At 40.5% G+C, this 24,643-nt stretch carries 30 protein-coding genes; 11 read left to right on the plus strand and 19 right to left on the minus strand.

What is annotated here, in order from left to right; all coding sequences use genetic code 11:
• Nucleotides 1-258 precede the first annotated feature (258 nt).
• The 3 genes from FXV91_RS10655 (at nt 259) to pyrI (ending at nt 2,236) form a co-directional block, all read left to right on the plus strand.
• Entirely contained in the window at nt 259-738 is a 480-nt protein-coding gene (locus FXV91_RS10655) for a DUF5788 family protein (protein ID WP_229390585.1), read from the plus strand.
• Nucleotides 739-842: 104 nt separating this feature from the next.
• Nucleotides 843-1,769, plus strand: a complete 927-nt coding sequence (gene pyrB, locus FXV91_RS10660) for an aspartate carbamoyltransferase (protein WP_229390586.1) — start codon at nt 843-845, stop codon at nt 1,767-1,769.
• Complete coding sequence (gene pyrI / locus FXV91_RS10665) at nt 1,766-2,236, plus strand: aspartate carbamoyltransferase regulatory subunit (protein ID WP_229390587.1); 471 nt, start codon at nt 1,766-1,768, stop codon at nt 2,234-2,236. The genes pyrB and pyrI overlap by 4 nt, the downstream gene beginning before the upstream one ends.
• 223 nt (nt 2,237-2,459) lie before the next feature.
• Here pyrI and FXV91_RS10670 read toward each other — a convergent pair whose 3' ends face one another.
• Complete coding sequence (locus FXV91_RS10670) at nt 2,460-2,906, minus strand: hypothetical protein (protein ID WP_229390588.1); 447 nt, start codon at nt 2,904-2,906, stop codon at nt 2,460-2,462.
• Nucleotides 2,907-3,615: 709 nt separating this feature from the next.
• Here FXV91_RS10670 and FXV91_RS10675 point away from each other — a divergent pair.
• Nucleotides 3,616-4,089 carry a DUF5788 family protein gene (locus FXV91_RS10675; RefSeq protein WP_229390589.1) on the plus strand — a complete coding sequence of 158 codons (474 nt, stop codon included), beginning with the start codon at nt 3,616-3,618 and terminating at the stop codon, nt 4,087-4,089.
• A 105-nt stretch (nt 4,090-4,194) separates the two neighbouring features.
• Here FXV91_RS10675 and FXV91_RS10680 read toward each other — a convergent pair whose 3' ends face one another.
• Genes FXV91_RS10680 through FXV91_RS10715 form a run of 8 tightly spaced genes read right to left on the minus strand, consistent with a single transcriptional unit; the run spans nt 4,195 to nt 9,197 of the window.
• Nucleotides 4,195-4,914, minus strand: a complete 720-nt coding sequence (locus FXV91_RS10680; protein ID WP_229390590.1) for a DUF1673 family protein — start codon at nt 4,912-4,914, stop codon at nt 4,195-4,197.
• Nucleotides 4,915-5,523: a DUF1673 domain-containing protein gene (locus tag FXV91_RS10685; RefSeq protein WP_229390591.1), complete on the minus strand. Its 609-nt coding sequence runs from the start codon at nt 5,521-5,523 to the stop codon at nt 4,915-4,917.
• Nucleotides 5,524-6,141 carry a DUF1673 domain-containing protein gene (locus tag FXV91_RS10690; protein WP_229390592.1) on the minus strand — a complete coding sequence of 206 codons (618 nt, stop codon included), beginning with the start codon at nt 6,139-6,141 and terminating at the stop codon, nt 5,524-5,526.
• On the minus strand, nt 6,138-6,770 hold the full coding sequence (locus FXV91_RS10695; protein WP_229390593.1) for a DUF1673 domain-containing protein: 633 nt from the start codon (nt 6,768-6,770) through the stop codon (nt 6,138-6,140). The genes FXV91_RS10690 and FXV91_RS10695 overlap by 4 nt, the downstream gene beginning before the upstream one ends.
• Nucleotides 6,767-7,381, minus strand: a complete 615-nt coding sequence (locus FXV91_RS10700) for a DUF1673 domain-containing protein (protein WP_229390594.1) — start codon at nt 7,379-7,381, stop codon at nt 6,767-6,769. The genes FXV91_RS10695 and FXV91_RS10700 overlap by 4 nt, the downstream gene beginning before the upstream one ends.
• Before the next feature lie 5 nt (nt 7,382-7,386).
• Complete coding sequence (locus FXV91_RS10705; protein ID WP_345945498.1) at nt 7,387-8,043, minus strand: DUF1673 domain-containing protein; 657 nt, start codon at nt 8,041-8,043, stop codon at nt 7,387-7,389.
• On the minus strand, nt 8,027-8,707 hold the full coding sequence (locus FXV91_RS10710) for a DUF1673 domain-containing protein (RefSeq protein WP_229390595.1): 681 nt from the start codon (nt 8,705-8,707) through the stop codon (nt 8,027-8,029). Before FXV91_RS10710 ends, FXV91_RS10705 begins: the two co-directional genes overlap by 17 nt.
• Nucleotides 8,708-8,741: 34 nt before the next feature.
• Entirely contained in the window at nt 8,742-9,197 is a 456-nt protein-coding gene (locus FXV91_RS10715) for a hypothetical protein (RefSeq protein WP_229390596.1), read from the minus strand.
• A 241-nt stretch (nt 9,198-9,438) separates the two neighbouring features.
• On the opposite strand from FXV91_RS10715, the gene FXV91_RS10720 reads away from it, so the two are divergent.
• The 4 genes from FXV91_RS10720 (at nt 9,439) to FXV91_RS10735 (ending at nt 10,903) form a co-directional block, all read left to right on the plus strand.
• Nucleotides 9,439-9,837 (plus strand): helix-turn-helix domain-containing protein, encoded by a 399-nt coding sequence (locus FXV91_RS10720; RefSeq protein ID WP_229390597.1) that lies wholly within the window; start codon nt 9,439-9,441, stop codon nt 9,835-9,837.
• A 30-nt stretch (nt 9,838-9,867) separates the two neighbouring features.
• Nucleotides 9,868-10,206, plus strand: coding sequence for a hypothetical protein (locus FXV91_RS10725; RefSeq protein WP_229390598.1), 339 nt, complete (start codon nt 9,868-9,870; stop codon nt 10,204-10,206).
• Nucleotides 10,206-10,367, plus strand: coding sequence for a hypothetical protein (locus FXV91_RS10730; RefSeq protein WP_229390599.1), 162 nt, complete (start codon nt 10,206-10,208; stop codon nt 10,365-10,367). The genes FXV91_RS10725 and FXV91_RS10730 overlap by 1 nt, the downstream gene beginning before the upstream one ends.
• 143 nt (nt 10,368-10,510) lie before the next feature.
• Nucleotides 10,511-10,903: a hypothetical protein gene (locus FXV91_RS10735; RefSeq protein WP_229390600.1), complete on the plus strand. Its 393-nt coding sequence runs from the start codon at nt 10,511-10,513 to the stop codon at nt 10,901-10,903.
• A 460-nt stretch (nt 10,904-11,363) separates the two neighbouring features.
• On the opposite strand, the gene dapB is transcribed toward FXV91_RS10735, so the two are convergent.
• The 8 genes from dapB to FXV91_RS10775 form a co-directional block, all read right to left on the minus strand.
• On the minus strand, nt 11,364-12,155 hold the full coding sequence (gene dapB, locus FXV91_RS10740; protein WP_229390601.1) for a 4-hydroxy-tetrahydrodipicolinate reductase: 792 nt from the start codon (nt 12,153-12,155) through the stop codon (nt 11,364-11,366).
• Complete coding sequence (gene dapA / locus FXV91_RS10745) at nt 12,152-13,027, minus strand: 4-hydroxy-tetrahydrodipicolinate synthase (RefSeq protein WP_229390602.1); 876 nt, start codon at nt 13,025-13,027, stop codon at nt 12,152-12,154. Before dapA ends, dapB begins: the two co-directional genes overlap by 4 nt.
• An 83-nt stretch (nt 13,028-13,110) precedes the next feature.
• Nucleotides 13,111-13,305, minus strand: coding sequence for a 30S ribosomal protein S17e (locus tag FXV91_RS10750; RefSeq protein ID WP_229390603.1), 195 nt, complete (start codon nt 13,303-13,305; stop codon nt 13,111-13,113).
• Between the two features lie 355 nt (nt 13,306-13,660).
• Nucleotides 13,661-14,002, minus strand: a complete 342-nt coding sequence (locus FXV91_RS10755; RefSeq protein WP_229390604.1) for a hypothetical protein — start codon at nt 14,000-14,002, stop codon at nt 13,661-13,663.
• A 581-nt stretch (nt 14,003-14,583) separates the two neighbouring features.
• Nucleotides 14,584-15,348 (minus strand): heparan-alpha-glucosaminide N-acetyltransferase, encoded by a 765-nt coding sequence (locus tag FXV91_RS10760; protein ID WP_229390605.1) that lies wholly within the window; start codon nt 15,346-15,348, stop codon nt 14,584-14,586.
• A 115-nt stretch (nt 15,349-15,463) separates the two neighbouring features.
• Nucleotides 15,464-16,420: a hypothetical protein gene (locus tag FXV91_RS10765; protein WP_229390606.1), complete on the minus strand. Its 957-nt coding sequence runs from the start codon at nt 16,418-16,420 to the stop codon at nt 15,464-15,466.
• Nucleotides 16,421-16,507: 87 nt separating this feature from the next.
• Complete coding sequence (locus tag FXV91_RS10770; RefSeq protein WP_229390607.1) at nt 16,508-17,383, minus strand: type II CAAX endopeptidase family protein; 876 nt, start codon at nt 17,381-17,383, stop codon at nt 16,508-16,510.
• Between the two features lie 2 nt (nt 17,384-17,385).
• Nucleotides 17,386-18,273: a DUF1616 domain-containing protein gene (locus FXV91_RS10775; RefSeq protein WP_229390608.1), complete on the minus strand. Its 888-nt coding sequence runs from the start codon at nt 18,271-18,273 to the stop codon at nt 17,386-17,388.
• 824 nt (nt 18,274-19,097) lie between these two features.
• Between FXV91_RS10775 and FXV91_RS10780 the strand changes: the two genes are divergently transcribed.
• Nucleotides 19,098-19,994 carry an SDR family NAD(P)-dependent oxidoreductase gene (locus tag FXV91_RS10780; RefSeq protein ID WP_229390609.1) on the plus strand — a complete coding sequence of 299 codons (897 nt, stop codon included), beginning with the start codon at nt 19,098-19,100 and terminating at the stop codon, nt 19,992-19,994.
• A 97-nt stretch (nt 19,995-20,091) separates the two neighbouring features.
• Here FXV91_RS10780 and FXV91_RS10785 read toward each other — a convergent pair whose 3' ends face one another.
• Both FXV91_RS10785 and FXV91_RS10790 read right to left on the minus strand, forming a co-directional pair.
• On the minus strand, nt 20,092-21,942 hold the full coding sequence (locus FXV91_RS10785; RefSeq protein ID WP_229390610.1) for a TIGR04279 domain-containing protein: 1,851 nt from the start codon (nt 21,940-21,942) through the stop codon (nt 20,092-20,094).
• Between the two features lie 133 nt (nt 21,943-22,075).
• The gene (locus FXV91_RS10790; RefSeq protein ID WP_229390611.1) at nt 22,076-22,975 is read right to left on the minus strand and encodes a hypothetical protein; all 900 of its coding nucleotides are present in this window, start codon (nt 22,973-22,975) and stop codon (nt 22,076-22,078) included.
• Nucleotides 22,976-23,590: 615 nt separating this feature from the next.
• Between FXV91_RS10790 and FXV91_RS10795 the strand changes: the two genes are divergently transcribed.
• Both FXV91_RS10795 and FXV91_RS10800 read left to right on the plus strand, forming a co-directional pair.
• On the plus strand, nt 23,591-23,839 hold the full coding sequence (locus tag FXV91_RS10795) for a hypothetical protein (protein WP_229390612.1): 249 nt from the start codon (nt 23,591-23,593) through the stop codon (nt 23,837-23,839).
• Between the two features lie 633 nt (nt 23,840-24,472).
• A partial coding sequence (locus FXV91_RS10800; protein WP_229390621.1) for a helix-turn-helix domain-containing protein occupies nt 24,473-24,643 on the plus strand: 171 nt, incomplete at its 3' end.

The raw sequence follows: 24,643 nt of genomic DNA on the forward strand, positions 1-24,643 counted from the left end.
TTTTCAATTTTGTTATGTCTTATTTTTACTGCGCACTTTTATTGTCTTTCTGATTCAGTTAGTCTCTCTGTTTTATTTGTTACTGCCCATTTTTAGTATGTGAGTCCCTCATTATCTATATTACTTTTTATTCCGAATTCTTTCATTTGAACGCTTTTACCTCTAAAGTTTCATCTTCACAGCCAAAAATCCGACATTAAACGGTTGCCACAAAAATTTTTTGATCAGGGAGGACAATTTAGTTGTCGGGGATTGATCATGGAAAAGAACCTTAAAACAAATGAAAAAGAAGAATGCTCAAAAAAATTTATAACTGATGCGGAACGCAGACAGCTTTTATCCGCTTTACATTCCCGCCTTTTCTGGGTAGGGCAGCATATCCCGGATTATGTGGAATTTGAGGGAGAAACATATCCGCTTCATAATTATGTATGGGAATTAATTCAGAAAGACAGCCTTACTGCAGGTGAGAAATCCAGAATAGATAAATGCATCGATATTATTTCGGCAAAAGAAAAGAAGGACGAAAAAGAGCTTGAAGAGAAGCCTCTTACCCAGGAGCAAGCAAACTCTCTCTACCATGAGACTGCAGGCCTGCTGCGTGCAATAATGGACCTTAAAGAAATTGAGAGTGGTGCTCTTAAAGAGAGTACAAAACGCTTTCAAGAGCAGTTTGTCAATCAGAGGGTTAGGGATGCCAAGCTCTGGCTTGAATTCATAAAGAACGTATCAAAGTAAAATGGCATAACCCTTGTACGGATCAGGGCTTAATTGTTGCGGCACTGATCTGGAAAACGTCCGGAGCAAAGGTTATATCTCTGAGGATCATTTATGAAAAACGGATGTCATTCAAGAACCGTCACGTCATCTCAATGAAAGATTTTTCGCGGGAAGAAATCGATTATGTTCTGGACACCGCAGAAAAACTTGAACCTGTAGCCAGGGGCGAGGAAATGTCCCGGCTGCTGGAAGGAAAAATTGTTTCCCTTCTTTTCTTTGAACCAAGCACAAGAACAAGGCTGTCTTTTGAGGTTGCTACGCAGAGGCTCGGAGGACAGGTCCTGAATCTGGGCTCAGTTGAGGCGAGCTCCGTTATGAAAGGGGAAAACCTTGCTGATACTATCCGTGTAATCGGTAAATATGCAGACCTTATCGTACTGCGTCACCCGCTTGATGGGTCGGCGCGAATGGCTGCGGAGTTTGCTAGTGTCCCTGTGATCAATGGAGGAGATGGCTCTGTCCATCACCCTACCCAGACTTTTCTTGATCTCTATACAATCCGCAGAGAAAGCCATCTTGAAGGCTTGAAAATTGCTATGGCAGGAGACCTTAAATATGGGAGGACCGTCCATTCTCTTTGCCATGCCCTGTCCCTTTACGGAGCAGAAATGACCTTTGTTTCGCCTCCAGAGCTCCAGATGCCCTCAGAAATTGTCCGGGACCTCCGGAAGCAAAAGATCCGCATAAAGGAAACAGATTCTCTTGAGGAGATAATAGGAGATATCGAAGTCCTATACATGACAAGAGTTCAGAGAGAACGTTTTCCTGACCCTGAAGAATACGAGAAGGTTAAAAACAGGTTGAAGGTCACAGGTGAAATATTGAAGGCTGCAGACCCTGAGCTCAAGATCCTTCATCCTCTCCCGAGAGTAAATGAAATTTCTCCTGAGGTAGATGCAACCCCTCATGCATGCTATTTCGAGCAGGCTTTCTACGGAGTACCAATAAGGATGGCACTGCTCGCTCTGGCAATGGGGGTGATTGAGTGAAAGAAAAAAGGGACCTTAAGATCCAGGCAATTGAGAACGGGACTGTGATCGATCACATAAAAGCCGGACAGGCTCTGAATGTCCTGCGCATCCTGGGAATTTCCAGTGCTTTTCGGGCAACTATCAGTTTCGTGATGAATGCTCCAGGGGCGGGAGGAAAAAAAGATGTCGTTAAGATCGAGGGCAAGGAACTCAGTGTTGAGGAACTTAACAGAATAGCCCTTATTTCTCCTAAAGCTACAATCAATATCATAAGGTATTTTGAAGTGGTTCAGAAAAATAATGTTGTGCTCCCATCTTATGTGGAAGGCGTTGTCCGCTGTACGAATTCCAACTGTATTTCAAATAGCAGTGAACCTATAAAATCCAAATTTTCAGTATTGCAATCAGAAGAAGATGGAGTTTCCCTTCACTGCCTGTACTGTGAACACGTCATTTCCGAAGAGATTGCGGAAAATTTGCTGTAAAGGTTTTTGAAAACTTTGGCTTAAAGATTTTTCATGAAAAAAGGAGTGCAGGTCCTGAAAAAAACACAAAAATTTCCTGTAACCGGAGGGAGAACCTGGATCCGGTTAGGAAAATAGTTTTTGTTCCGTTTTTTCTCCTGAAACCCACCGGGAAGCCGGTGGGTAAGGATGTGTATGATTTATTGCAGTCTAATCTCACTAAATTTCACTAGTACAGTTCTTTTTAGAGCAGACCATTGTTATAAGCATCAAGCTTCTGATACAGATATTCTCCAGATGGAATCGAGCACTTTCCTACCTGTGTACGCTTCTGCCATGCGTCACTGTTTGCCTTTACACCACTGCCAGCCGGACCAAAGTAAGGGACTGCACCCATCCACTGGTCTGCATCTGCGATTGTATTCTTTATCTGACACGATGGGCATCCATTAGCTACATTCAGTTTGGCTGCAACAAGTGCATCGAACATTGTATAAGTTTTGTCCCCTTTTACAGGCATTTGCATGGTTTCTATTGCCTGTGCCTTGGTATACTCTGTATTACCTATTTTTATGCATTGAACGGGCCACGCTTCCGGATGGTTTTTCCAATAACCAGGGCTTTTGCATTCGTTAGTTCCACAGTCGCATGCTGCTGCAACTCCACTCAATGCTATCAGGCAAGCTGTCATTACTAAGATTTTAGTCAAATACCTCAAGTTTTTCACTCCCATTTTTATGTATAGAGAAAAAAGATTTCACAGGCTCAGATAAGGAAATATTATGTCTATAACTTCTACCTCTTCCCCAGGCTCCCTATCCGATTGCCAGTTAGTCTAAATTCCCTAACAACTATTATAATCTTAAATATTTAATACTTTTCTGTATAAAATTAAGGCTTCTGTTTTTGATGGATTTTCATAATAAATTATATGGTTTCCAGGAAAGAATGGTTTTCTTTTCTCCTTAAAGGCACAATGTAGCTGTTTTTTAGATCGAGATAAGAAATAGTATACTCACTGGACCCTGGACTCTTTGGCTTATTTTGCAATTATTGATAAAAAATTAATATTGATAAATGAAAATTGAGTAAAAAAATGTATATAGAAAAATTCAAAAGCAGCTAACTTGCTTGAAAATACAATAAACTGAGGTCTACCAGTATTCTGTTCAGATTGGTACTTTATCCAGGCTGGAGCCCTTTTAAATGAAAAGGAGATGGGAGACAGAGCAAATCCTGATATTATCGGATATCGGGAGAAAAGATCCCTTAACTGAATCAAACTACAGTAGTATGGCTTGAGGTAAGCTTTCTTTAGATTGTTTTTCGAGCCAGAATAGAAAAGAATATGAGACCTGGAGGGGAAATCATAAAAGTATACTGGATCTGAGGAAAAACTTATGCTGAAAGATGAGAAAAAAACAAACAAAACCGAAATAGGATGGCCTGGTTATCAGGAGCGTAATAAACTTCTCTGGAGCCTCAGGAGCGATTTTGCCTGGGCAGGAAAGAAAATCCCTGAAAGCGTGGAGATAGATGGTGAGGAGTACAGGCTGCACGACATGGTCCGGGAACTTGGAGAAAAAGAACTTCTCAGTCCGGAAGAAACTGCCGAAATCAGGGCTCTTATCCCTAAACTGAAGAAAAAGGCAAAAGCAGATGAAGAGCTGCTTGAAACCGGGGAACTTACAAAGGCAGAAGCAGAAGCCCTCTATGAAGAGGCAGCCGGTCTTTTGCGGGCGACGATGGAGCTGAAGGGTAAGTTTGAAGGGAAAAGCGGGGAAAAAGGTGCCGATGAATTTAAGAAGATGCTCAATACCCAGAGGGTTGTGGATGAAAAGGGCTTTCAACAACTCTTAAGAAATCTGAAATAATGAGTTTGTTTTCTGCTTTTTCAGGGGATTTCCGGAGTGAGTCTTTCATCTGACATCACCCCCTCAGTTTTCGGAATGATGTCTCAAAAGCGATTTCACACGCCTTCACAAATGCCTTTCGATAATTAATTTAAGCTCTGCAGCCGAGGCTTCATCCGTGATCAGGGAATAATAAGGAGTCCATTCAAACCATCTTTTGTGTCTGGTCTTGATGTAAAGCTGCATATTCAGGTCTCCGAATCGAGTCTTTTGTTTCCTTTCCACCAACAACAGGAAGGGAAATACTGAGACCAATAGCAGAAGCGGCTTCCATTCTCCTTTTACGACAGCCATGTAAACAAAGAATCCACAAAGGGCAATTTCTCCAATTACTAGAAGCAGGGATATTTTCTTTGAACGCTTTTCAAGCTTGTGCGAAGTCACACTTTCAATCTCTTCATAAGGAATTCCAAGTTTTTTTAGTCTGAAGGCATGCAGGTGTACTCCGAATCTGTCTACCAGAACTGATGCCTCGAGAGTTTTGAGATATAGAAAGTAGTAGCAAATGTTAAGCAGGAAGATACCTACCAGGAAGAATGTAATGTCTTCCGGATACCTAAGAAGCAGGCTGAAACATGTATAAAAAAGTACAAAAACAAGAGTTGTATTTGCAGGAAAAATCACATTTGAAGTTTGGAACTCCGGGCGATTTTCCGCTTTTCCGGAAACAGGAGACGTATTTGAAAATTTACAGGGATATTTTGTTTTTAATGCCATTTTCCTGCAAGCCGGGCACCATCCCATCAGTTTCTTGATCCGGTCAAAGGCAATAGCTTTGGCAGGCATTTATTTCCTCTCCCTGATAATATGCGATCTTTTCCATATCCCGTACCTCTTGCCGGAATAAATCATTTTATGATTCTTTTTTTCCCAGTAAAGTAGCTGGAAATATACAAGCCACATGATAAGCAGGAAACCTCCGAAGAATGAAACCATTGCTTGCAGAGCTAGTTCCCAGCCTTTCATATCAAGGTAAAATAGCGCAATATATACAGACGCATAAAGTATGAAATACAGTATTTTCTTATCAGATTGATCGGTCACTGGTTGTTTTATTAGATTATCATATCTTTGCATTTGAGCTTTCCAGTCAAATATGATAAAAAACAGAGCAACGAAAAATCCGATGAATAAAAAGATCAGATTTAAGCCCAGCTGATTAATTATCAGAATATACGCGAGCGTAAAAAAGATATCAACCAGAAGAATTTGAGTACTCACTTTCCGAAACCAGCCCGGATTTTTCAGATCATCATTTTCTCCCTCTGCTCTTTCCGGGACATCGGAATCAAAAATCTCAAGGTTAACATGCTGTCTGACTTCAGATGATCTGGCATTCGGGCACCAGCCCATAAGCTTTTTAATCTGGCCAAAATCAAAAGTCCTATCGGGCATTTATTTTCTCTCCCGAATTATGTATGATTCCTTCCACAGCCCGTGGCTTTCGTCGAAATAAATCGTTTTGTGGTTCTTTTTCTCCCAATATATTAGCTGGAAGTAGCTAAGCCACATGCCGATCAGGAGACCTCCCACAAACGAAAACATTAATTGCAGAGCAAGTTCCTGGCCTTTAAAATAAAGATGATATATCAAAATAAAAAATGCAGATGCAAGTATGTAATACAGTTTTTTCTTATCTGAATATTCAATTACTGGATGTTTTATTAGAGCGTCATATCTCTGCATTTGAGCCTTCCAGTCAAATATAACTAAAAACAGGGCAATGAAAAATCCGGTCGGTAAAAGGATCAGATTTATACCCAGAGCTAGATTTATACCTAGCTGATTGATTACCAGAAAATATGCAAGTGCAAAAAAAGTGTTAATCAGGAGAATATAAGTACTTGTTTTCCGTAGCCATCCGGGATTTTTCAGGTCTTCGTTTTCTCCCTCTGCTCTTTCCGGAATATCAGAATCAAAATTCTCAAAACTAACATTCCGTCTGGCTTCAGCTGCTCCGGCATTCGGGCACCATCCCATCAGTTTTTTTATGTATTCAGTATTCAGGTTCACAGTTTCGCCTCCTTTTCTCCAAGTGCATACATTTTCTGGAACCCCTTCTCACTTTTTACATAAATTTTCATTTGGTTTTTCCATTCCCAGTAAATGAGCTGAAGATAACTTTCCCACATCAGGATCAAAGCCCCTGCAATAAATGAATACATTGACTGAGCATTAGGGAAATGGACCGTGTGAGACAGATAATACAGTAAAACCATAAACAAAATCAAGCCCAAAATTATGACTGAGAGAACCCAGATGAATGTTTTTTTAAAGGAAGAAACAACAGCAGGTTTTTTTGCCAGGGTATCGTACTTATTCATCTGCTTTTTCCAGCCGAGCAAATAGGTAAGTAAAGAAAGTGAAAGGCCTAGAAGGAAAGCCTCTGAGTTTATACCCTTTTGGGATAGTAAATTTATAAGATAAAAAGTAAAGAATAGTGTTGGTAGAAGAATTCTGACGTCAAATCTGGAAAAGAGCCTGGAGAATCGGCTCAGAGCCCTAGGATTTCTGGCTTTTTCTCCTCCAGACTGATCATATGCTTCAAAATTAGCGGGGCTAATTCGAGATCCGGTTTCGAATGTTTTTGCATAGAGGCACCATCCCATAAGCTTTTTTATGTATCTGGATTCCCGGCTCATAGTTCTCCCCCCTTTTCTCCAAGGACATACAGCTTTTGCTGTCCCTTTTCTCTTCTTATATACATTTTCATATGGTTCCTCTTCTCCCAGTAAATTAGCTGGAAATAGAAACCCCACATTAGAATCAGAGTTCCTGAAACAAAAGAGTCCAGTGTCTGATATTTAAGAAGATAAGCTACATGAGACGAGATATAAGGCAAGAAAGCCAGAAGCAAAGTAAAACCCAAAAATAGGAATAAGACCACACAGGCTAATGTCTTTCTAAAGGAAGGGTGAATTACAGGTTTCTCTTTCGCGGTATCGTATTGATGCATCTGCTTTTTCCAGCCGAGCAGATAGATCGGCAAAGAAAGTGAAAGGCCAAGAAGGAAAGCTTCCGTATTTATACCTTTTTGGAATAGGTTTATATAAATAGGAGTAAAGAAAAATGGTAACAGGAAGAGCTGGATATCAAGTCTGGAATGCTTGTCTGAAGCCTTCGAAACGTTTGATTTTTCTTTTCCCGATTGGTCATATGCTTCAAAATTAGAAAAGCTATTTTGATTTACGGCTTCAAGCTTTTTTGCATTTGGACACCATCCCATTAGTTTTTTTATGTATTCCAGGGTCATGGTCGTTACTCCGCTCCCTTATTTACAATGTAGATCTCTGGTGTGTAATACCCTTCCAGAATAATGATTTTTTTATTCCTCTTTTCCCAGTATACATCTGTGAGATAATACAGAAAAGCTGTCAAACAAAAGCCGGAAGCACAAGTTAAACTGAAAGTTAATACGAACTTCCATCCTAGCGATGAAGAATTTATGAGCAGTGATGTCAGGCCCAGTATTCCAGCCATAGTTATCAATTTATTTTTCATCTGAACTTTTTTGTTAGAGTTTTTAATTTTATCCAGAAAACGCCAATTCCAGATACAAAGAAGCGGGTTAAAAATAATTCCGATAATTAACCCCGGTATGAAAGCTTCATTTCTGAAATATTCTCCCTGAAATCCAATCCAATATATGGAAAAGATGGTAAGCACAGAGGACACTATTAATAACCTGTTATGGCGTTTGTTCCACCAGCCGGGAGATGAAACCGGAGAATTTCCTTCATCTCTTCCCCTGGATTGGTTATCAGCTTCCAAATATTCAGGGCAGATGGAATGCTTGGTTTCAAGTGCTTTAGCATTAGGACACCATCCCATCAGTTTTTTTATATATTCAGTATTCAAGTTCACATTTTTCCTCCTTTTCCCCAATAGCATACATCTTTTAGAAGCTATTTTCAAATATTATGTAAATTTTCATATGATTTTTCTTCTCCCAGTATGCATCCGTAAGGTAATACAGAAAAGCTGTCAAACAAGTGCCAAATATAAACGCCATAACTGCCATGTTGAATGAATCGAAGTAAAGAAGAAACACTAGGGGAGCTGAATTAAAATTAAAGTAGTACAGCAAAGCTATCAAACAAAAAGCAGAGATTAAAAATAAAACGAATCCCCAGTTAAATTTTGAAAATAAGAGATACAGTAACCCCAGGGATAGTATTAAATTTATAACTCTCCATTTCGACGATACAGTTATAATTTTTATTTTTCTGCTTGAGTTCTTTATGTCGTCCAGATAACTCCAGTTCCAGATACAAAAGAGCAGGTTACAAATAATTCCGAAAATTAACCCGTGTATAAAAGCTTCATTTTTGAGAGATTCTCCTTGGAATGCAACCCAATATATGGAAAAGATTGTGAGCACGGAGGAAACTATTAATGACCTGTTACGGCGTTTGTTCCACCATCCAGAGGGTAAAATAGGGATATTTCCTGCATCTCTTCCCTTTGATTGGTTATCAGTCTCTAAATATTCAGGGCAGATGGAATGCTTGGTTTCATGTGCTTTAGCATTAGGACACCATCCCATCAGTTTCCTTATACTCTCTGTGAACACATCCATCGTTTACCCTTCCTTCAGTTTCACCTGCCTTAAGTCAGGCCTGTTCCACCATTTCTTTCAATTTTCCAAATAATTCATCAGCTATTTTTGTGGGGTCTTCTGCACTCTTGAGTTTGAGCTGCATTTCTTCTGCAAAGTCCCAAAGGAGTTCGATACATTCCCTGTACCTTTCGCAAGACCCGCATTCTCCTTCATGTTCGTACCAGACCTGCATTCCGTGTTTTATCGAGACAAAGATTATTGCGCTGGTCTTGAAAGGAATGGATCTCCCGAAGAGAATTCCTTTCTTTGAGTCCAGTTTCTCTACTTCTATTCTGTTTGCCCTGGCCATCTCAAGCAGAGTTCCTTCGATGCGTTTATCCATACTCAGGAGGGCTCGTGAGACTGCCTGCCTGGAGACTCCAAAATGCTTTGAGATATTGATATTCGGGAGTCCGTTTCGACGCAGGACCCAGAATTCAAACTGTTTTTCACCTTCCGGAAGGAACATATGTAAACATCTCGATGTTGACTATTTATAGCTTTCTATATCCTGAACTTTTTAAGTTTTTTGTCTTGAAGATTTTTACTCACTTGCAGGAATATTGGAGTTTTTGTATGATTGTTTGATGATCTGGCCATAAAAGATATATTGAAAGAAGTTAGAATTGATTTTCAAACACTAATATCAATTGGATATTATAAAAATAAATAATATACTTAAATTATAAAGAGTAGAAGCCGAGGATAAAATGAGATTTGATATGCTGAATGAGGATTATTCAGAAAAAAACTTAGAAATCCTGTTTCTTTCGGAAGATTCCCGAAAACTAGTGCAGGCTCTCTCTAATGTAAATTCAATAAAAATCCTCCAGCTTCTGGAAAGCAAGGATATGTCAGCAGGTGAACTTGCAGAAAAGCTCGGGCTTGGCTTAAGCACCCTCAAATACAACCTTGATTCTCTCATAAAGGTGGACATGATTCGGGTTTCGGAGGTAAAATGGAGCCAGAGGGGCAGAAAAATAAAGATTTACGAGCCTGTTGAAAAAATAATAGTCCTTGTCCCGGGATGCAGGAATGGCTGCAAGACAGAAATTCTTGGCATGTTCCTTCACGGCAAGGAAGAAAACTTCTGCATCGACAGGGACTGATTTCTTCAGGATCTGAAAAGGGGTAGGAACTTGAATAAAACAGAAAAAATTTTTCTGATTATAGGGATTACGTCTGTCACCTCTTTCCTTGTCTTTCTGCTGGTAAATAATTGGATGCTAGGTTTTGCAGTAATCAGTGGTGTCTTTCTGCTTTCCACACTGATAGTGGATCCTTTGGATTCTAAATCCAAAAATGAAGAAAAAAGAAAAGATGAGGTTGAGACATTCGGAATTGAAGCAAAGACAGTTGTTGATTCCAGAATCTATGAACGTCCTTCTTTTTTCTCGGTATACCTTTTATTTTTGTTTTTGGAAGCATTGAAAGCAAATACGAGAGCGTTTTCTCTATTGAACACGAAGGAAAAATAGTGGTTGTATTTTACCATGGCCTTTGCCTCGTTTCAGCTGAGGATAGGCTTCTTATTCGAAGAAAATGGTATCGAGGAAAAAAGCTTGGAATACAGGGAAATGTTGTTGTTGCGGACAGAATTGAAAACCTGAGTTCGGGGATTGCGTTTTCCAGACAGTGATAACTCACTAAATCAGGCCATATAAATCAGTCAGTGAGGGTGAAACCGTAGAGCCGGAAGAATGTTGAAGCTGCTCAATGTAAGTTGAGATTCAAGAATTAAGATCAGGTGAAATCTTTATGAGAAGTTTTCGAAGAAGTTTAATGCTCGGAATTTCATTTCTGGTAATGATATTCATGCTGCTGTTTGTAGTCGTCCCCTATCTCATAGCCGGACCCCCTACTCCTCTTTTCCACGTTCAAAACCACGATGTTGGGGTTCACGAACTCAGGATAGAAATCTATGATTCGAAAAACAGCTCCGTGCTCGATGAAACATACAAACTTTCCGCAGGAGAGGAAGTCTATCATGTCAAACCCTTCAGATTTCGCGTGTCAGGGTTTGAGATTGTGGATTATACATTCAAATTTACACTTGACAACAAGTTTACGGAAACTTACCCGACAAATATCCAGCCCTGGAATACTGTTGAAGTAGAACTCTACTCTGAGTATGCGAAAGGCCAACCTCTTCTCATAGGCGAGACGACTGTTTAAGGAGAAATAGCTGTTAAGATCTCTTTCAGGTCTATCTTTAGAAAAAAAAGTTTTCTGGATTTGCAGGGCTCCGTTTGGTTCATGAGAGTCCGTTTTTCAGCTTCTGCTTTTTAGGAGCCTGCATTCCTGGGTGGTGGTCTTATATGATAATTTGCTTGCAAGCAGGTAACCGCATCTGTATTGTGGGATGATATGGTGTTTTCAGACTTCAGGGGTCGAATACCTGCAAGCAAGCACCCTCCTATTTCCTGTTTAATATAATTTATAGTTTTCGCTATGGTTGACATTAAAATAATTTATGAGTAAAGGTGCGACATACTCGAGATAGCTCAAAGAAGCCAGGAAAAACTAGAAAAAAGTCAGAAGAAAAAAATAAATGTTAATGCCGGTTGAGGCTAGAATAGAGGCCGGTTTGAATTGTTTCAGAAACCGACCTTGTTTTATAACTTTTAACTTTCTCTTACAACCCCAGCACATCATCCATGGAGTAAATCCCAGGATTCTGACCGCAGACCCATTCAGCTGCACGGACTGCGCCTTTGGCAAAGATCTGGCGGGAGTGAGCCATGTGATGGATCTCAATCCTTTCGGAGTTTCCTACGAAGAGCACTGTGTGGTCTCCGGTGATGTCCCCACCGCGCACTGCGTGAATGCCGATCTCTTTCCCGCGGGGTGCGATACCTTCCCTTCCGTATACGTACTCTTTGCCACCCAGAGCTTCGCTGATCACATCAGCTGCACGGAGGGCAGTCCCGCTTGGAGCATCTTTTTTCTGGTTGTGGTGAGCTTCGATAATCTCAATATCGTAATCTGAAAGGTACTTTGCAGCTTCTCTTATTATTTTGAAGAATACATTAACGCCTACTGAATAGTTAGGAGATATAACTGCACGTACCTGGTTTTTCTGAATAGCTTCATCAATTACTGTCCGCTGTTCTGGAGTGAGGCCTGTAGTGCCTATGATGAGGTTCACTCCGCACCTGGCTGCGATAGGGGCGTTTACAATGGTTGCACCGGCTGCAGTAAAATCAATAAGGACATCAGCCTGAGTCTTTTTAAGGACTGTTTCGAGGTCTTTAACATCTGAGATCTGGATCCCCAGGGTGCCAACATGGGCAAGTTCTCCTGCATCCTTTCCGACATTGCCTATGTCGAAAGCGGCAACCAGCTGCATGTTTGTTGAGCAGGTGATGTTTTCTATGATTAAGGAGCCCATCCTGCCGCAGGCTCCGAGTACCGCTGCGTTGATCATTCCATTACCCCCAGTTTCCTGAGTTCATTTACAAGCTTTGACTGATTGGCATCGCTAATGGGAGCGAGTGGAAGCCTCAGGTGCCCGCTTGCAAGCCCGATAAGTTCTGCAGCTTTCTTAACCGGAATCGGGTTTGTCTCAAGGAAAAGGGCACGGATCAGAGGGGCTATTTCAAAATGGATCTTTCTTGCAGTTTCGTAATCTCCTTTGAGAGCTGCATTTACCATTTCCGACATTTTGTCAGGCACAACATTTGCAGCGACCGAAATGACTCCTCTGCCTCCCATAGAAATGATCGGAAGAGTCAGCCCGTCCTCGCCTGAGAGAACCACGAAGTCATCATCTATAGTCTGCTCAAGGATCTGAGAAACTTTGGCGGCGTTCCCGCTGGCTTCCTTGATTCCCGCGATGTTATCTACCTTCGCAAGTTCGGTGATGACATCTACAGGCATGTCTTGTCCTGTCCGGGACGGGACATTGTAAAGGATCATAGGGATATCCACAGCCTCTGCAATTTTCTTGAAGTGCGCAAGCAGGCCTGCAGGATTAGGCTTATTGTAATAGGGAGAGATGAGAAGTACGCCATCAACACCCGCATCTGCGGCATGTTTTGTGAACTGGAGGGCTTCCCCTGTGTTGTTCGAACCTGTCCCTGCGATCACAGGAACCTTTGAGCACTCTACTGCAATATCGATTACTTCTTCATGCTCCACTGCGGAAAGGGTCGCCGATTCTCCGGTTGTGCCGCAGGGCACTATCCCTGAAACCCCCCCCTCTTCAACAAACGCTATATTCCTTCGTAGACCTTCCCTGTCAATCCTGTCGTCTTTCGTAAAAGGAGTGATCAGGGCAGGCATTGCTCCTTCAAACATATAGATATCCCTGCCTGTTTCCCGGAAATAAGTTCTTTATCTATTCAGCAAACTCATTCAGTTAAATTGTCCTGCGTGCTTGTTCAGTAAATTTTCATGCGTGCAACTTTTCTTGTGACGTAGCCTGCAACCCTGTTTCTGATTACTTTGCTTTCAATGGTTGTATACTTTGTCACAAGAAGTTTGTTGGTCTCAAAGTCCTTTGTAAAAACTTCTCCGTAGTTTTCAAGAAGGCTGAATGCAGTTCTTTTGATATTTGTCTGTCTTATATTTCCCATCGTATCTCCTCTTGGTTTTTTGTTTTTTTATTCCAGTTATTCAAGTTTTTGCGGTTTGTCTAACCATGTTTCCCTGTGAATTCTGGTTAACGTGAAGCGGTTAACGTGAAGCCGGAAAAAGAAGCAGTTCCATAAAATGGGTTTTCTTCTATCTCCGATTAATGATTTAGCGGAAACTGGATTCAAAAATTTGACTATACTGATTTTGTCGACTAATAGGTAACTTGAGATTTATAAGTTTTGGGGTGAAAAAAATATTTTTGGGGAACGCTCCTGCTTTTTCTGTAAATGTTTTTTTCTGTTTGTTCCCTTTTAATCCTTCTCATGTTTGATTCTGTTTACCGCTTTTTATCTTTTATTTTCTGCTCACTTCTGCCTTTTCGTCATTTCTTCTTAATCTGTTACTCTTTCTATAGTCCGTTTTTCCAAGGAAGCGGTCAAGTGTTCCTGCACTTGTAAAAACAGGCTCTCTTATCCCTTTACGGTTAATTACAAGTCCGAATAATACAATAAGCAGACCAATTTCCGGTTTTGCCTCAACACTAATTGCTCCTAAAAGGACCAGAGAAGAGGCTGCAAGCCCTCTGAGGGCGCCTTTCCTGTAGGAAAGATAGCCTGTCCTTTTAAAAATCCGGATATCCCGAATTGTCAGGAAGAGGACTACAAAATAGGCAAGCATTGCAATTTCCAGATACATTTTTTCTCCAATTTTTTAGTTTCTGCACTTTCCGCTCCTTTACAGGCTGATATCAGGAGTTTTCCATCGGGTAAATCGCGCTGATGAATTTTCAGGAGCTATTTGATGAATTTCAGGAACCATTAGGAGCCATTGAGAGATCCGTGTCACAATAATCTCTCAGTTTGCGATAGGACGATAATATTAAATGTGAAAATATTGTCGTTTATGTGAATAATATTATCGCCGGGTAGTTACGGATGAGCAATATTAATACAGGATTATGATGCAAAATCAGGTACTCCATATCATATATAAAACCAGCCGGTTTAGTTCTTTCTGTCAATTCTCCTTGAGCCAAAAAAGCAGACGAAAAAGCAGTTTTTTGTAGAGTAATCAACCGTGTAATATAATTAGTGATGTAGTATAAACGGTCATATAGTACAAACAGTCACGTAGTATAATAGCGCTTTGGTTGATTTGATCTTTGTTTCCGGGCATTATTTCTCTATTATTAATAATATTTTCCCGTTGTCATTATCCCTGAGGCTTCAGGTATCTTGAAAAGTTGCTCAAATATTTAATTTTATTCTGAAATATTTTTACAGCGTCCCCGGGTCAAGGAGCCCGCTCAGGAGCAAAAGCCCGAGAAAGAGAGGCTGGTGGATAAAATATATGAACAGGGAATGTTTCCCGACCATAGAAAAGGGTTTCTCAAGCAAGAAGTTATCGGCTTCAGGAATTTTAAACTGCCTATTCCCACCTTTATAAAGAGAGTTTCCAAGGAAGATTCCTGTAAGAAGTACTCCAAACCAGGGGAATAGAGGAAAGTAGTCAAGGGTTGTGAAGCCTTCGGGCCTGAAGCCCAGCCAGAGAAGAGCCGAAAACCCGAAAGTCCTGTCTTTGAGATAGAATCCTATGATGCCAAAAAGCAGGCCGAAGAGCAGGTTTTCCTTTCCGAACTTCAGGAAAGGGTAGGCAAACACTGCCGAAACTCCGAAAAAATGCAGGATTCCAAAGAGAACATACTGTCCCGGAAAGAAAATCCAGGTTATTCCTGTGATTACAAGTCCCATCGAAAAAAGTCTCAGCCCTCTTTTAAGGTATTTTGAGAAATTTCCCGCAGGCTTTCCTGATCTTTCGTTATCAAGAGTCCTTGAACGACTTATAGAAAGAGCGGCTCCGGATATAAGGATGAAAAGAAAAGCTGCACCTCTGCCAATATAAAGAAAAGTACCGGACCTTAATTCAATATCGGCAAGCCCGAAAAAATCAAGGTCGTAAAGGAAATGGTATGCAAGCATTAAAATTACGGCAAAACCCCGCAGGCAATCAATTTCCCAGAAGCGGCTTGAGCGCCTTTCCATAAACCTTTCTCCGAAATGTCCTGAAATCCCGTTAATAAAGAACTTTCGACTTCCTTTAAAGAGAGCCACACTTATATACTCTACGGGACACGGAGAATAACGAAAGTAGTACTGTTTACTTTTTCCTCCTAACCGCCAGTAAAATCCCGAACCCTGCCAGGATTCCGGCAGGCAAATAGGAGAAATTGATGGCCTGATTCACATGCTCCTGAATTTCCTGCCCTTCTGCTGATTCTTTTGAAGGAACTTCTCCGGCAGTTGCAGTCGTTTCTTCGTCCCATGAACTTTCAGTCAGGTAAATGCTGCGTCTTTCTTCATTCTCTCTGTCTGCTATTTCCGAGTCTGTGGAACTTTTGCCTGCAAGTGTCATTGATTTGGAAGTTTTTCTCTCACCGGGCTCTCCGGATGTCTGGACCTGATAAGAATCCGAAGAAGCCTGCAGGACAGGGGCGTTTCCTTTTCCGTCAAAGATGATTTCCCTTTCCGAATTCCCCAATTTAATTTCAAGTTTTCCTGAAGGAACCGATTCTGTGCTGTGCCGGTAGCTAAATTTTCCGTCTTTTCCGGCGTTTAGCTTTTGAATTGTTGTGACTTTCAGGTTAACACCTGAAGCTCCATTTTCTGCCATGCCATCTACTCTGACTCTATATTTTCCCGGAGAAACCCCGGAATGGGTCACGGTAGCTACCCCGTCCTCTGCCCAGGCGCTCTCAGTTTTTGAGAGGACCATTTTCATTTTTACTTTAAGGCTTTCTACACCTTCTGCTCTTACTGTAATAAGATTATTAAAATTAAGAATTTCAATGTCTTCGAACTCGTAGGTGTACTCTCTCAGGTATACAGGCACTGTTTTTTTAAAGGAAACCGAAACCTCCACCTCTTCTTCAGGCGAGGCAAGTCCGCTGATTATGAGAGTATCCCCGATTTTCGGGTTCTCAGGTTTTACTTCCCAGCCTGTCACGCTTGCAGCGACAGGAGTGGCTGTAGTCCCGAAAAACAGGATTATCATAATAAGTAAACAAAACAGGGTCTTCTGTCCTGCGTTGCTCGGTTTGAGCATTATATGCCTCATAGTTTTTCTTCCGTATTTTTAATTTCAACCAACTTAGCTAATTTATATTCCTGCTATATGTGGTTCCCTTTATTCTTTTCCAACAGCTTATATCAGTCCCAGTCCCGGGCCCAGGTGTGGAATTAACCCGAATAAAAATACGTTTATAAAACCGTGAATCATTACTACGAGGGAGAGGCTTTTTGTTCTGTAAAACAGGTACCCGAGTATACCTCCTGCAAGAAAAGTATATGCAATCTCGTAAGGGGTGCCGTAACTTGAGTGCATTATCCCGAATAAGAGGCTTGCAAGCAGGATACCTCCTGCAGGTCCTAAGAATTCTTCGAGTCTTGTCTGGATAATTCCTCTGAAGATAAATTCTTCTACAAAGCCAACCACAAAAATCATTATAATTGTAAGCTGCAGCAGATTAACAGGCGAAAGATCAGGGATAAGAGGGCTGGTCCGGATGAATAAATACTCCGCCTCTGCTAAGACCAGGCCTGCAAGGATAGAAAAGGGCAGATAAACCTTCATTTTCTTGAGTAAATCCGCTTTTTTCTCTCCCGGAATTTCCTGATGAACGGATATAATAGTTGCCGGAATTGCCATGGGTACATAAATGAATAAGAAAGAGTAGAGGTTTGATTCAAAGAAGATAGGCATTGAAAGGTTTACCAGGCGAAGGATAGGGAGGAGTATGAATGCCTGGTGAATTTTGCGTATCTCCAGTTTTTTTGAGATTATTATTGAAAATGAAAGGATGATAAGAAGCAGTGTATAGGCTACTGCGGCTTCATTTATTCTTCCGCTGAATATTAACAGTTCGGCAAAAGCAATAGCAATAACAGGAGCTCCTGCAGAGAATATCTTTTTTAATAATCCGGTTTTTTCGTCGGTCTGCACTTTAAACATTTTCCCAAGCTCCGGCAAAGAAATCGTTCCTGCGTCCAGCTCTGAAGATGGATAGTCCGGAGATGCCATGTTCAGCTCTCCTTCGTGACATTAATCCAGAGATGCACGTTCCTGTAAGGTACACTTTTTTCAGTTTCATTAAAAAGCAGAAATTCCAGTTTCATATTCTTTCCCTCAACAGGTGGAGTAATAGTAACCGGTTCTTCCCAGGTCACGTTATGGTCAAGGCTGATATATTTCTGGTCTTCCGGAAGAGGCAGGGAACGATTTTCAAGCCTGACTTCCATTGTGTAATCCACAGTCCTGCGCTCATGGTTTGTAATTCCTACAACAACCGTTCCACTGCCTCCCGGTGTATATTCTGTGGAGTAATTCTCAGCCGTTCTGTCAGGTCCCAGGATATAAAACTCGGTGAACGCTTCTCCGTCTCTGGGATTTCCTATGACATAAGCAAGGCTTCCAATAGAGGCAAGGATAGACATTACCAGTAACACTGCAAGGGCTTTGTCGGCTCTTGACCCCGTTTCTTCCAGAAACTCTGCTTTCAGAGTAGATATAGTGGTTCCGATCGAGATTTTAAAAGCCTCAGCTTCAGGCAACTTGATTCTTCTGTAATATGCCGCCCCACACATGAGAAGAGTAAAAACAGAAAGACCTATGAGTACTGGAACTTCTCTGATTCCCCAGTCAGTGTAGTTCATTCCAAGTCCCATCAGTGGGACTACGGCGATGCTTAACCCCAGGGAAAGCAGGGCTCTCTCAATTCCATCCATATCTTTTTTTGCAGGTAGGAGAGCTCCTGTCAGGGCATATCCTGGTAAGAATAGAACCAGAAGAAGTCCAAGGGCAGTGCGCAGAAAGCTTCCGCTGAGTACGGGCACAAGTACGAAGATATCCGTAAGGATTACAAGACCTGCCACAAGTAGCAAATCAAGAGGAAATTGTCTGTTTCCAGCCATTTTTATCACTGCGAAAATATTTAGTATTCTCTCTTTCTACAATTTATACTTATGTAGGCTTTCCGCCAATCTTCTATGGCTCTATCTTTTTCAATCTTCTACAATTCTATCTTTTTGCATTTATTAATACGCTTCATTGTCTCTATTTTATGCCTGCCCTGCGCTTTTTCATTTTATTCAGCCAGCATTCTATCTTAAAACATCGCTACTGCAGACTAATGGAGAATCTAAAAGGAATATTCGCTGAGTAAATTCCTGTTCTTAATACATCTCAATCTTTTTAAATATTTTTATTCCATCTGATTACTTTTACTTTTTTTAATAAATTACTTGGCCAAGTAAATTGACTTAATAAACCGACAGGTAACCCGCTCTTTGAAGTAAATTCTTTAAAGCATTATTCTTTGAAGCATTATTCTTTAGAGTAATATTCTTTAGAGTAATGTTCTTTAGAGTAATATTCTTTAGAGTAATATTCTTTAGAGTATTATCCTTTGAATATGTCTCTCCTGACAAATATCCAACCTCCTCAAGCTACGGCTAACTGTACTTTACTGATCAGTTTCCGGTCTATCTTGAAGACTCAGATTTCCCAAATTTCCCAAATTTCCCAAATTTCCTAAATTTCCTAAATTTCCTAAATTTCCCAATTTTTTAATTCCCCTGTATTCATAAGGTTTCTTTGAATGAAAAATTTTTCCCTTCTGATGTGACTTTATACCTAATGTCTATTTCCCCCATCTTCGTAAATATTGTAGTCCGAATTGAAAACTTTCAAGCCTGCATAGATAATTTTATTTTGTATCTTTTCCTTTTCTCGAAACATGAAAGTGCTGATTACAGGAGGAGCAGGTTTTATAGGCTCCCATATAGCTGAGTATTTTGCAGAATCAGGAAATAGTGTAAGGATCCTTGACAATTTCACTACCGGTTTTTCTCGAAATATCCCTCAGCACAGAAATGTCGAATTCATTCAGGGGGATATCTGTGATCCCTCTTCGGTTGAAAAGGCGGTCTCGGGTATGGACTACGTTTTCAATGAAGCTGCCCTCGTATCAGTACCTCTCAGCTGTGAAAAACCGGTTGAGGCTTTCCGGATAAACACCCTTGGAACGCTTAATGTATTGCAGGCATGTGTCAGGGCAGGAGTCGAAAAATTTGTTACCGCATCCTCAGCTGCGATTTATGGAAATAATCCTGCACTTCCTAAAAGTGAGGGTATGTATCCCGAGCCTGCTTCACCTTACGCAATCTCCAAACTTGACGGAGAATACCTGGCAAGAATGTTTTATGAAGATTACGGACTTCGGACTACCTGCCTGCGTTACTTCAATGTATACGGCCCACGCCAGGACCCGAAATCTCCGTACGCAGCCGTAATTCCCATTTTTTTGGAAAGGGCAAAGGCAGGTAAAGATCTTGTTATTTACGGTGACGGACTTCAGAGCCGGGACTTTGTTCATGTAAGAGATGTTGTTAAGGCAAACGCAGCAGCTCTCGAGCACGGGGATGGTCAGGTCTTCAATGTGGCTATGGGAAAAAGCTTAACAGTTCTGGAGCTTGCAGAGAACATTATTAAACTGACCGGCTCCTCAAGCAGGATCGTACACGCCGAATCAAGGGCAGGAGATGTCAGGGACTCAAAGGCAGATGTCTCAAAAATTGCAGGCTGGTGGAAAGGCGAGATAGAGCTGGAACAGGGATTAAAAAGTCTTATTTAAGTATAAATGGTATTCTTCCTTAAAAAAATCAGTATTAAACGCAGATGAGTCTCAAAAATGAAATTTAAACAGGAGAAATCATATCTCCTGTTTTTCCTTATTTTTCAGAACCTTTGTCTTCATTATTCGGGTCTGCTTTTTTCTTTATAATTGTTCCTATCGCGATGATTACAAGGAAACCTATAAAGAAACTGGCAATTTTTAATCCCGAATTTCCTTTTTCTTTAGAAGGCATCTCAGATTCCATAACTAATTCAGAACTATCTTGCTGCCCTGCATTTGGAGTTAACTGGCCATTATTTCCTTCTGTTTTTTCTCCAATTTCAAGGATATTCTTGCCGGCTGTAATTGCAAATGGGGAAAAGCTCGGAGTTTCGGCTTCGAAATAGATATATTTATTATCTTCGCCTACTTTTTCCGTTTCAAGAGAGTCCCATTGATCTCCGCTGTAGTGCTGCAAGGTTATTGTATCCATATTAATATGGTTTTCAGTTATCCATTCCTTACTTACTCTGAAGCCCACAATAGCGTTTTCAATGTTCTTTGAATTTGCAAATTCACCATCTCCAACCCGGATATTAAGGTGTCTGTATACCTCGCCTTCAGGATCAGTGGAAGCAAATGAGGATTTTCCTTTCAGTTCCTCAATAGTAGCTGTTATAGTGCCTGCAGTCTTTTTGGAGGTAAACTCCACATAGCCAATAGAGGTAGCTCCATTTGAGAAATCAAATTTTATTCGTTTCCCATTTGAAACAAACTGCTGGCAGAGATCTTTTATTTTGACATTTTTCGAGGGCTCAGATTTTTCTTTTTCTTTTTTATCGTTACTGTTTGAACTTCCTTTTGTTTTAATCTCGACCTCCAGCTGGGTAAGGCCCACAAGACCTTTTTCAGGGCTATATGCGCCAACAAGAAGGTAGTAGCAGCCTACGGGAAGATCAAATGCGGTAAGTGAAAGGTCATTATAGCCGGCTTCGCCTATTGCTATGGCTCCCTTTCCCTCTCCTATAAGTGTCTGGATTTCTGTCTGGAGTTCGTTTCTGGTGAGTTTTGACCTGTAATTTGAGGAGTTAATGTCAAACTCATCAATGATATCCATTTCATTTACTATAACTGAAGTCCCATTCTTTGTGCCGTCGGAATTGATTTCTATGTTAGCTTTATATGCCTTTTCTCTGATCAGTACAGCTCCATAGGTATAGTCAATCTCTTCTGGGGCACCCTCAAGGTTCATGCTTATGTCCAGGTCTTCTCCTTTTACTATGCATAAAGGAGCATCGACATTCAGTTCATATTCAGTAACAACAAAGGCGGTTGCAGAAAGGACTGTCAGGCTTCCGTCCTCATTTTCCTGTATCATGACTATGCAGTACTCACCTGCATCCTGGGGTCCAAAGTCAAAATCTAATAAGTCACCGTTATTTCCAAGGGGTACGTTAGAATATTTTTTATAATCCCCTTTCTCCATGTTGCTGTGGAAGAGGTTGCCCAGGTTCCCTATGTCCCCGGCTTTAAAGGCATCAAAGAGTCCATATGCATAGCCTGAACTTACTTTGAATAGGTATATTTCCACCTTTCCTTCCAGACAGGACTCCCCATAAAAAGACATATTCACGTTTTCCCCGGGCAGGTATACGGGGTGGGTGCAGTAGCGGGAAGTTGATGGGTAAGTTATGGTGTAACTTTCATCTTCATCTTTGTACAGGGTCCCGGAAGCTCCTCCATATTTCTTGTATTTCGGGCCTGAATATGTGAGTTTTATTGGCCGAGGAACCTCAACCCTTCTCCCTTCATAGGGGCATCCTATTGTAATCCAGTTCCCTTCATCAGGATTGCTGGTATGGTCAAGGGCGTAAACCACTCTGTCGGTGAAATTTATAGCGCCAACAGGGTTCACGTCTGTTTTTCCACCTCCTGCCATTGCTGGTGCAGAGGTTAATATAAACACTGTTAATATGAGTATTAATAAACTTTTTCTCAATTTACATACCTCCATTTTCCCCATTGAATCTTTTAGATTAATCAGTTTCAGGATGTAGTGTTTGTTACATGCTGTCTGGCTGAAACTATTATTTTTTTCTTCATTTTCTTTTAGAATACATAATAACGAGTAGAATTGCTAACCCCATTCCTCCCATCATATAGGCTATATCCACAGGTAGCCCTGCATCTTCATCATTTTCATGCCCCTCATTTTCTATCTCTAAAACAGGTGTTTCATTTCCGTTTTCAGGGATCTGTTCCGGATTTAATACGGCTTCAGTCTCTTCTGTTTTCTCAGTCTCTTCTGTTTCCTCAGTCTCTTCTATGGTTTCGGGCTCTATTCCCTGCGAAGAAGAACCGGAGGCTGAAGCTGAAGTTTTCCCCTGTTCAAGGGTTACTTTTTTCTTGACGCCTCCAACACTTATTTCAAAGTCTCCGGGAGGAACGGCTTTAGTATTATAGGAATAACTGAAATCTCCATCTGAATCCGCTTTTATTTGCTGAACAGCGGTAATTCTCAGGTTTACAGTTGAAGTTCCCCCTGTGGCATCTCCGTCCATCTTTATCTGGTAGGTTCCAGGAGGGACACTTGACTGTGTTACAGTTGCAATGCCCCCGGAAGCTTCTGAACTTTTAGTCACCCAGATTAGCATTTTTACCCTTACATTGAGGTCGCTGGCTCCGGTAGCCCGGACCGTAAAGCGATTGTTGAATCCTTCAGGGATTTTCACGCCTTCTAATATGTACTCGTACTCCCCTCCGGACACCGGGGCTTCCTTTTCAAAAGTTACCTGTACTTCGATTTCCTCTTCCGGAGATGCACTTCCTTTAATGCGAAGGGTATCTCCAAGAACCGGTTTTTCAGGGGATAAATCCCAGCTGCTAACTGCTGCAGCTGCAGGTGAAATTGTCAGTAGAGCCAGAATCAGAACCGAAAGGGAGGTGATTATAAAGGCATGTTCTTTTCGCCTTTTATGGAGATGAATGGATCTTTTCACGGGAACGACTCCTTTCAAACCAGGATATGCTCATTATTTTTATTATGTAAGTATTTAAATTTTTTTGACCTATGTCGCAAAATTAAACTTTTATAATAATGCTGAAGAAAGATATTATGTAGTCTTTTACTGTGAATGTCATATAAACTTTTATCGATAGTAAACTAAATTCTTTTCAAATTAATTTTAGATTTTTATATTTTGATTATGTTTTTTATAGCATATCCCGATTTCGACTAACATACTAATCTTTTTGGGTTCAGATCGCTAATGTTTCTCTGTTTCACTTCCTCTTATTTTTTTCTCAAATGGTTCAGTAATGTTATTAAATGTTTATATCATTTTCTTAAATTATTCTTTCAGATCCCTAACTGCTCCTTGCTTCGATGTTCCTGTTTTTACACTCATGGAGCTTAACATGATATTGATTATTCTCTTTATTCCTCTCTATTTGTAATATTTACAAACTGCAATTCCATGATAGTATTCTAATCAATATCATATCTTAATCGTTTAATATTTCGGGAAACTTTTTTATAATATGGTGTCTTTCTATATGAATAATTTCACAAAATCTTGAGTGAGACAAATTAATTATTTATGGGAGGTATCTTTATGCTGTTAAGTATAGTTTCATCGAGTGCAATTTCTTCAAGTGCAATTTCTATGGTTACTAGTCCCGGGCTTCCTCAGTACGGTGCTGCGGTAGTTGTCGGGCTGATTTCCCTCCTTTCTTTAAAGGAGGTCCTTTCGGCTTCCGAGCACTGGAACAGGTCCCTTGACAGTTCCTTTAATATGTCAATTCTGCCTTTGCTTTTCTGCTTTGGTGCAATTGTCGTTTTTAAGGTTGCGGAAATCATTTAAATTCCGGGCTTCCGGAATTATCCCATCCTTTTTGACATAATAATTGACATAATAAACATGTTTTGTGCATTCCTGCACTATTTTTTTCTTTTTGAGTAAGTTTTTTTTCAATTTTTGACTACATTTTTTCAGGTTTCTTTAGATTCCGTTTTTCAAGTTTTGTTTTAAATTACTTTTTCAAGTTTTTATCTGACCCTTCTTTGATTTTTCTTCTGTTTCTCACCTTTTTTTTTAAAATAAGGCGAATAGAGGCTTGAGTACCTTTAGCATTAAGGTTCAAGAGCCAGGAGTCTGGAGTACCTGAAGAACTGATAAACGAGAATATTCAAGAGTTACGAAAAAAGGAGAAAAGTAAACAATCCGGGAACGATTAAAAAATAGAATAACTCGACTAAAATAATATATTAAATAACATATTAAAATTACATAACTCATTGAGAATACGAAATCACTCAAGGAAAAAATAAAAATTATTCAAAGAAAGGATAATGGCGAAAAGTTGAAATGAACTTTGAGGCGGGAAGTCCCCTTCCTCGGAGGCATCAGCCGACAGGTGGGGGATGAAAGCCGTCAACTTCATAATAGGAAGTTTAACAAAACCTATAGATATCCTTAAAACGTATAATCTATCGTATGTTAAAAGCCTACAAGTACCGAATCTACCCAGATAAAGACCAAGAAGTATTCATAAAAGTAAATTTTGGTGCATGTAGATTTGTCTATAATTGGGCTTTAGAACAGAAAATAAAAACTTATCAGCAAAATAACAAACCGATATCAAGGTTTKATTTACAAAKGATTTTA

The organism is Methanosarcina sp. DH2 (assembly GCF_020804225.1).
Lineage (GTDB): Archaea > Halobacteriota > Methanosarcinia > Methanosarcinales > Methanosarcinaceae > Methanosarcina.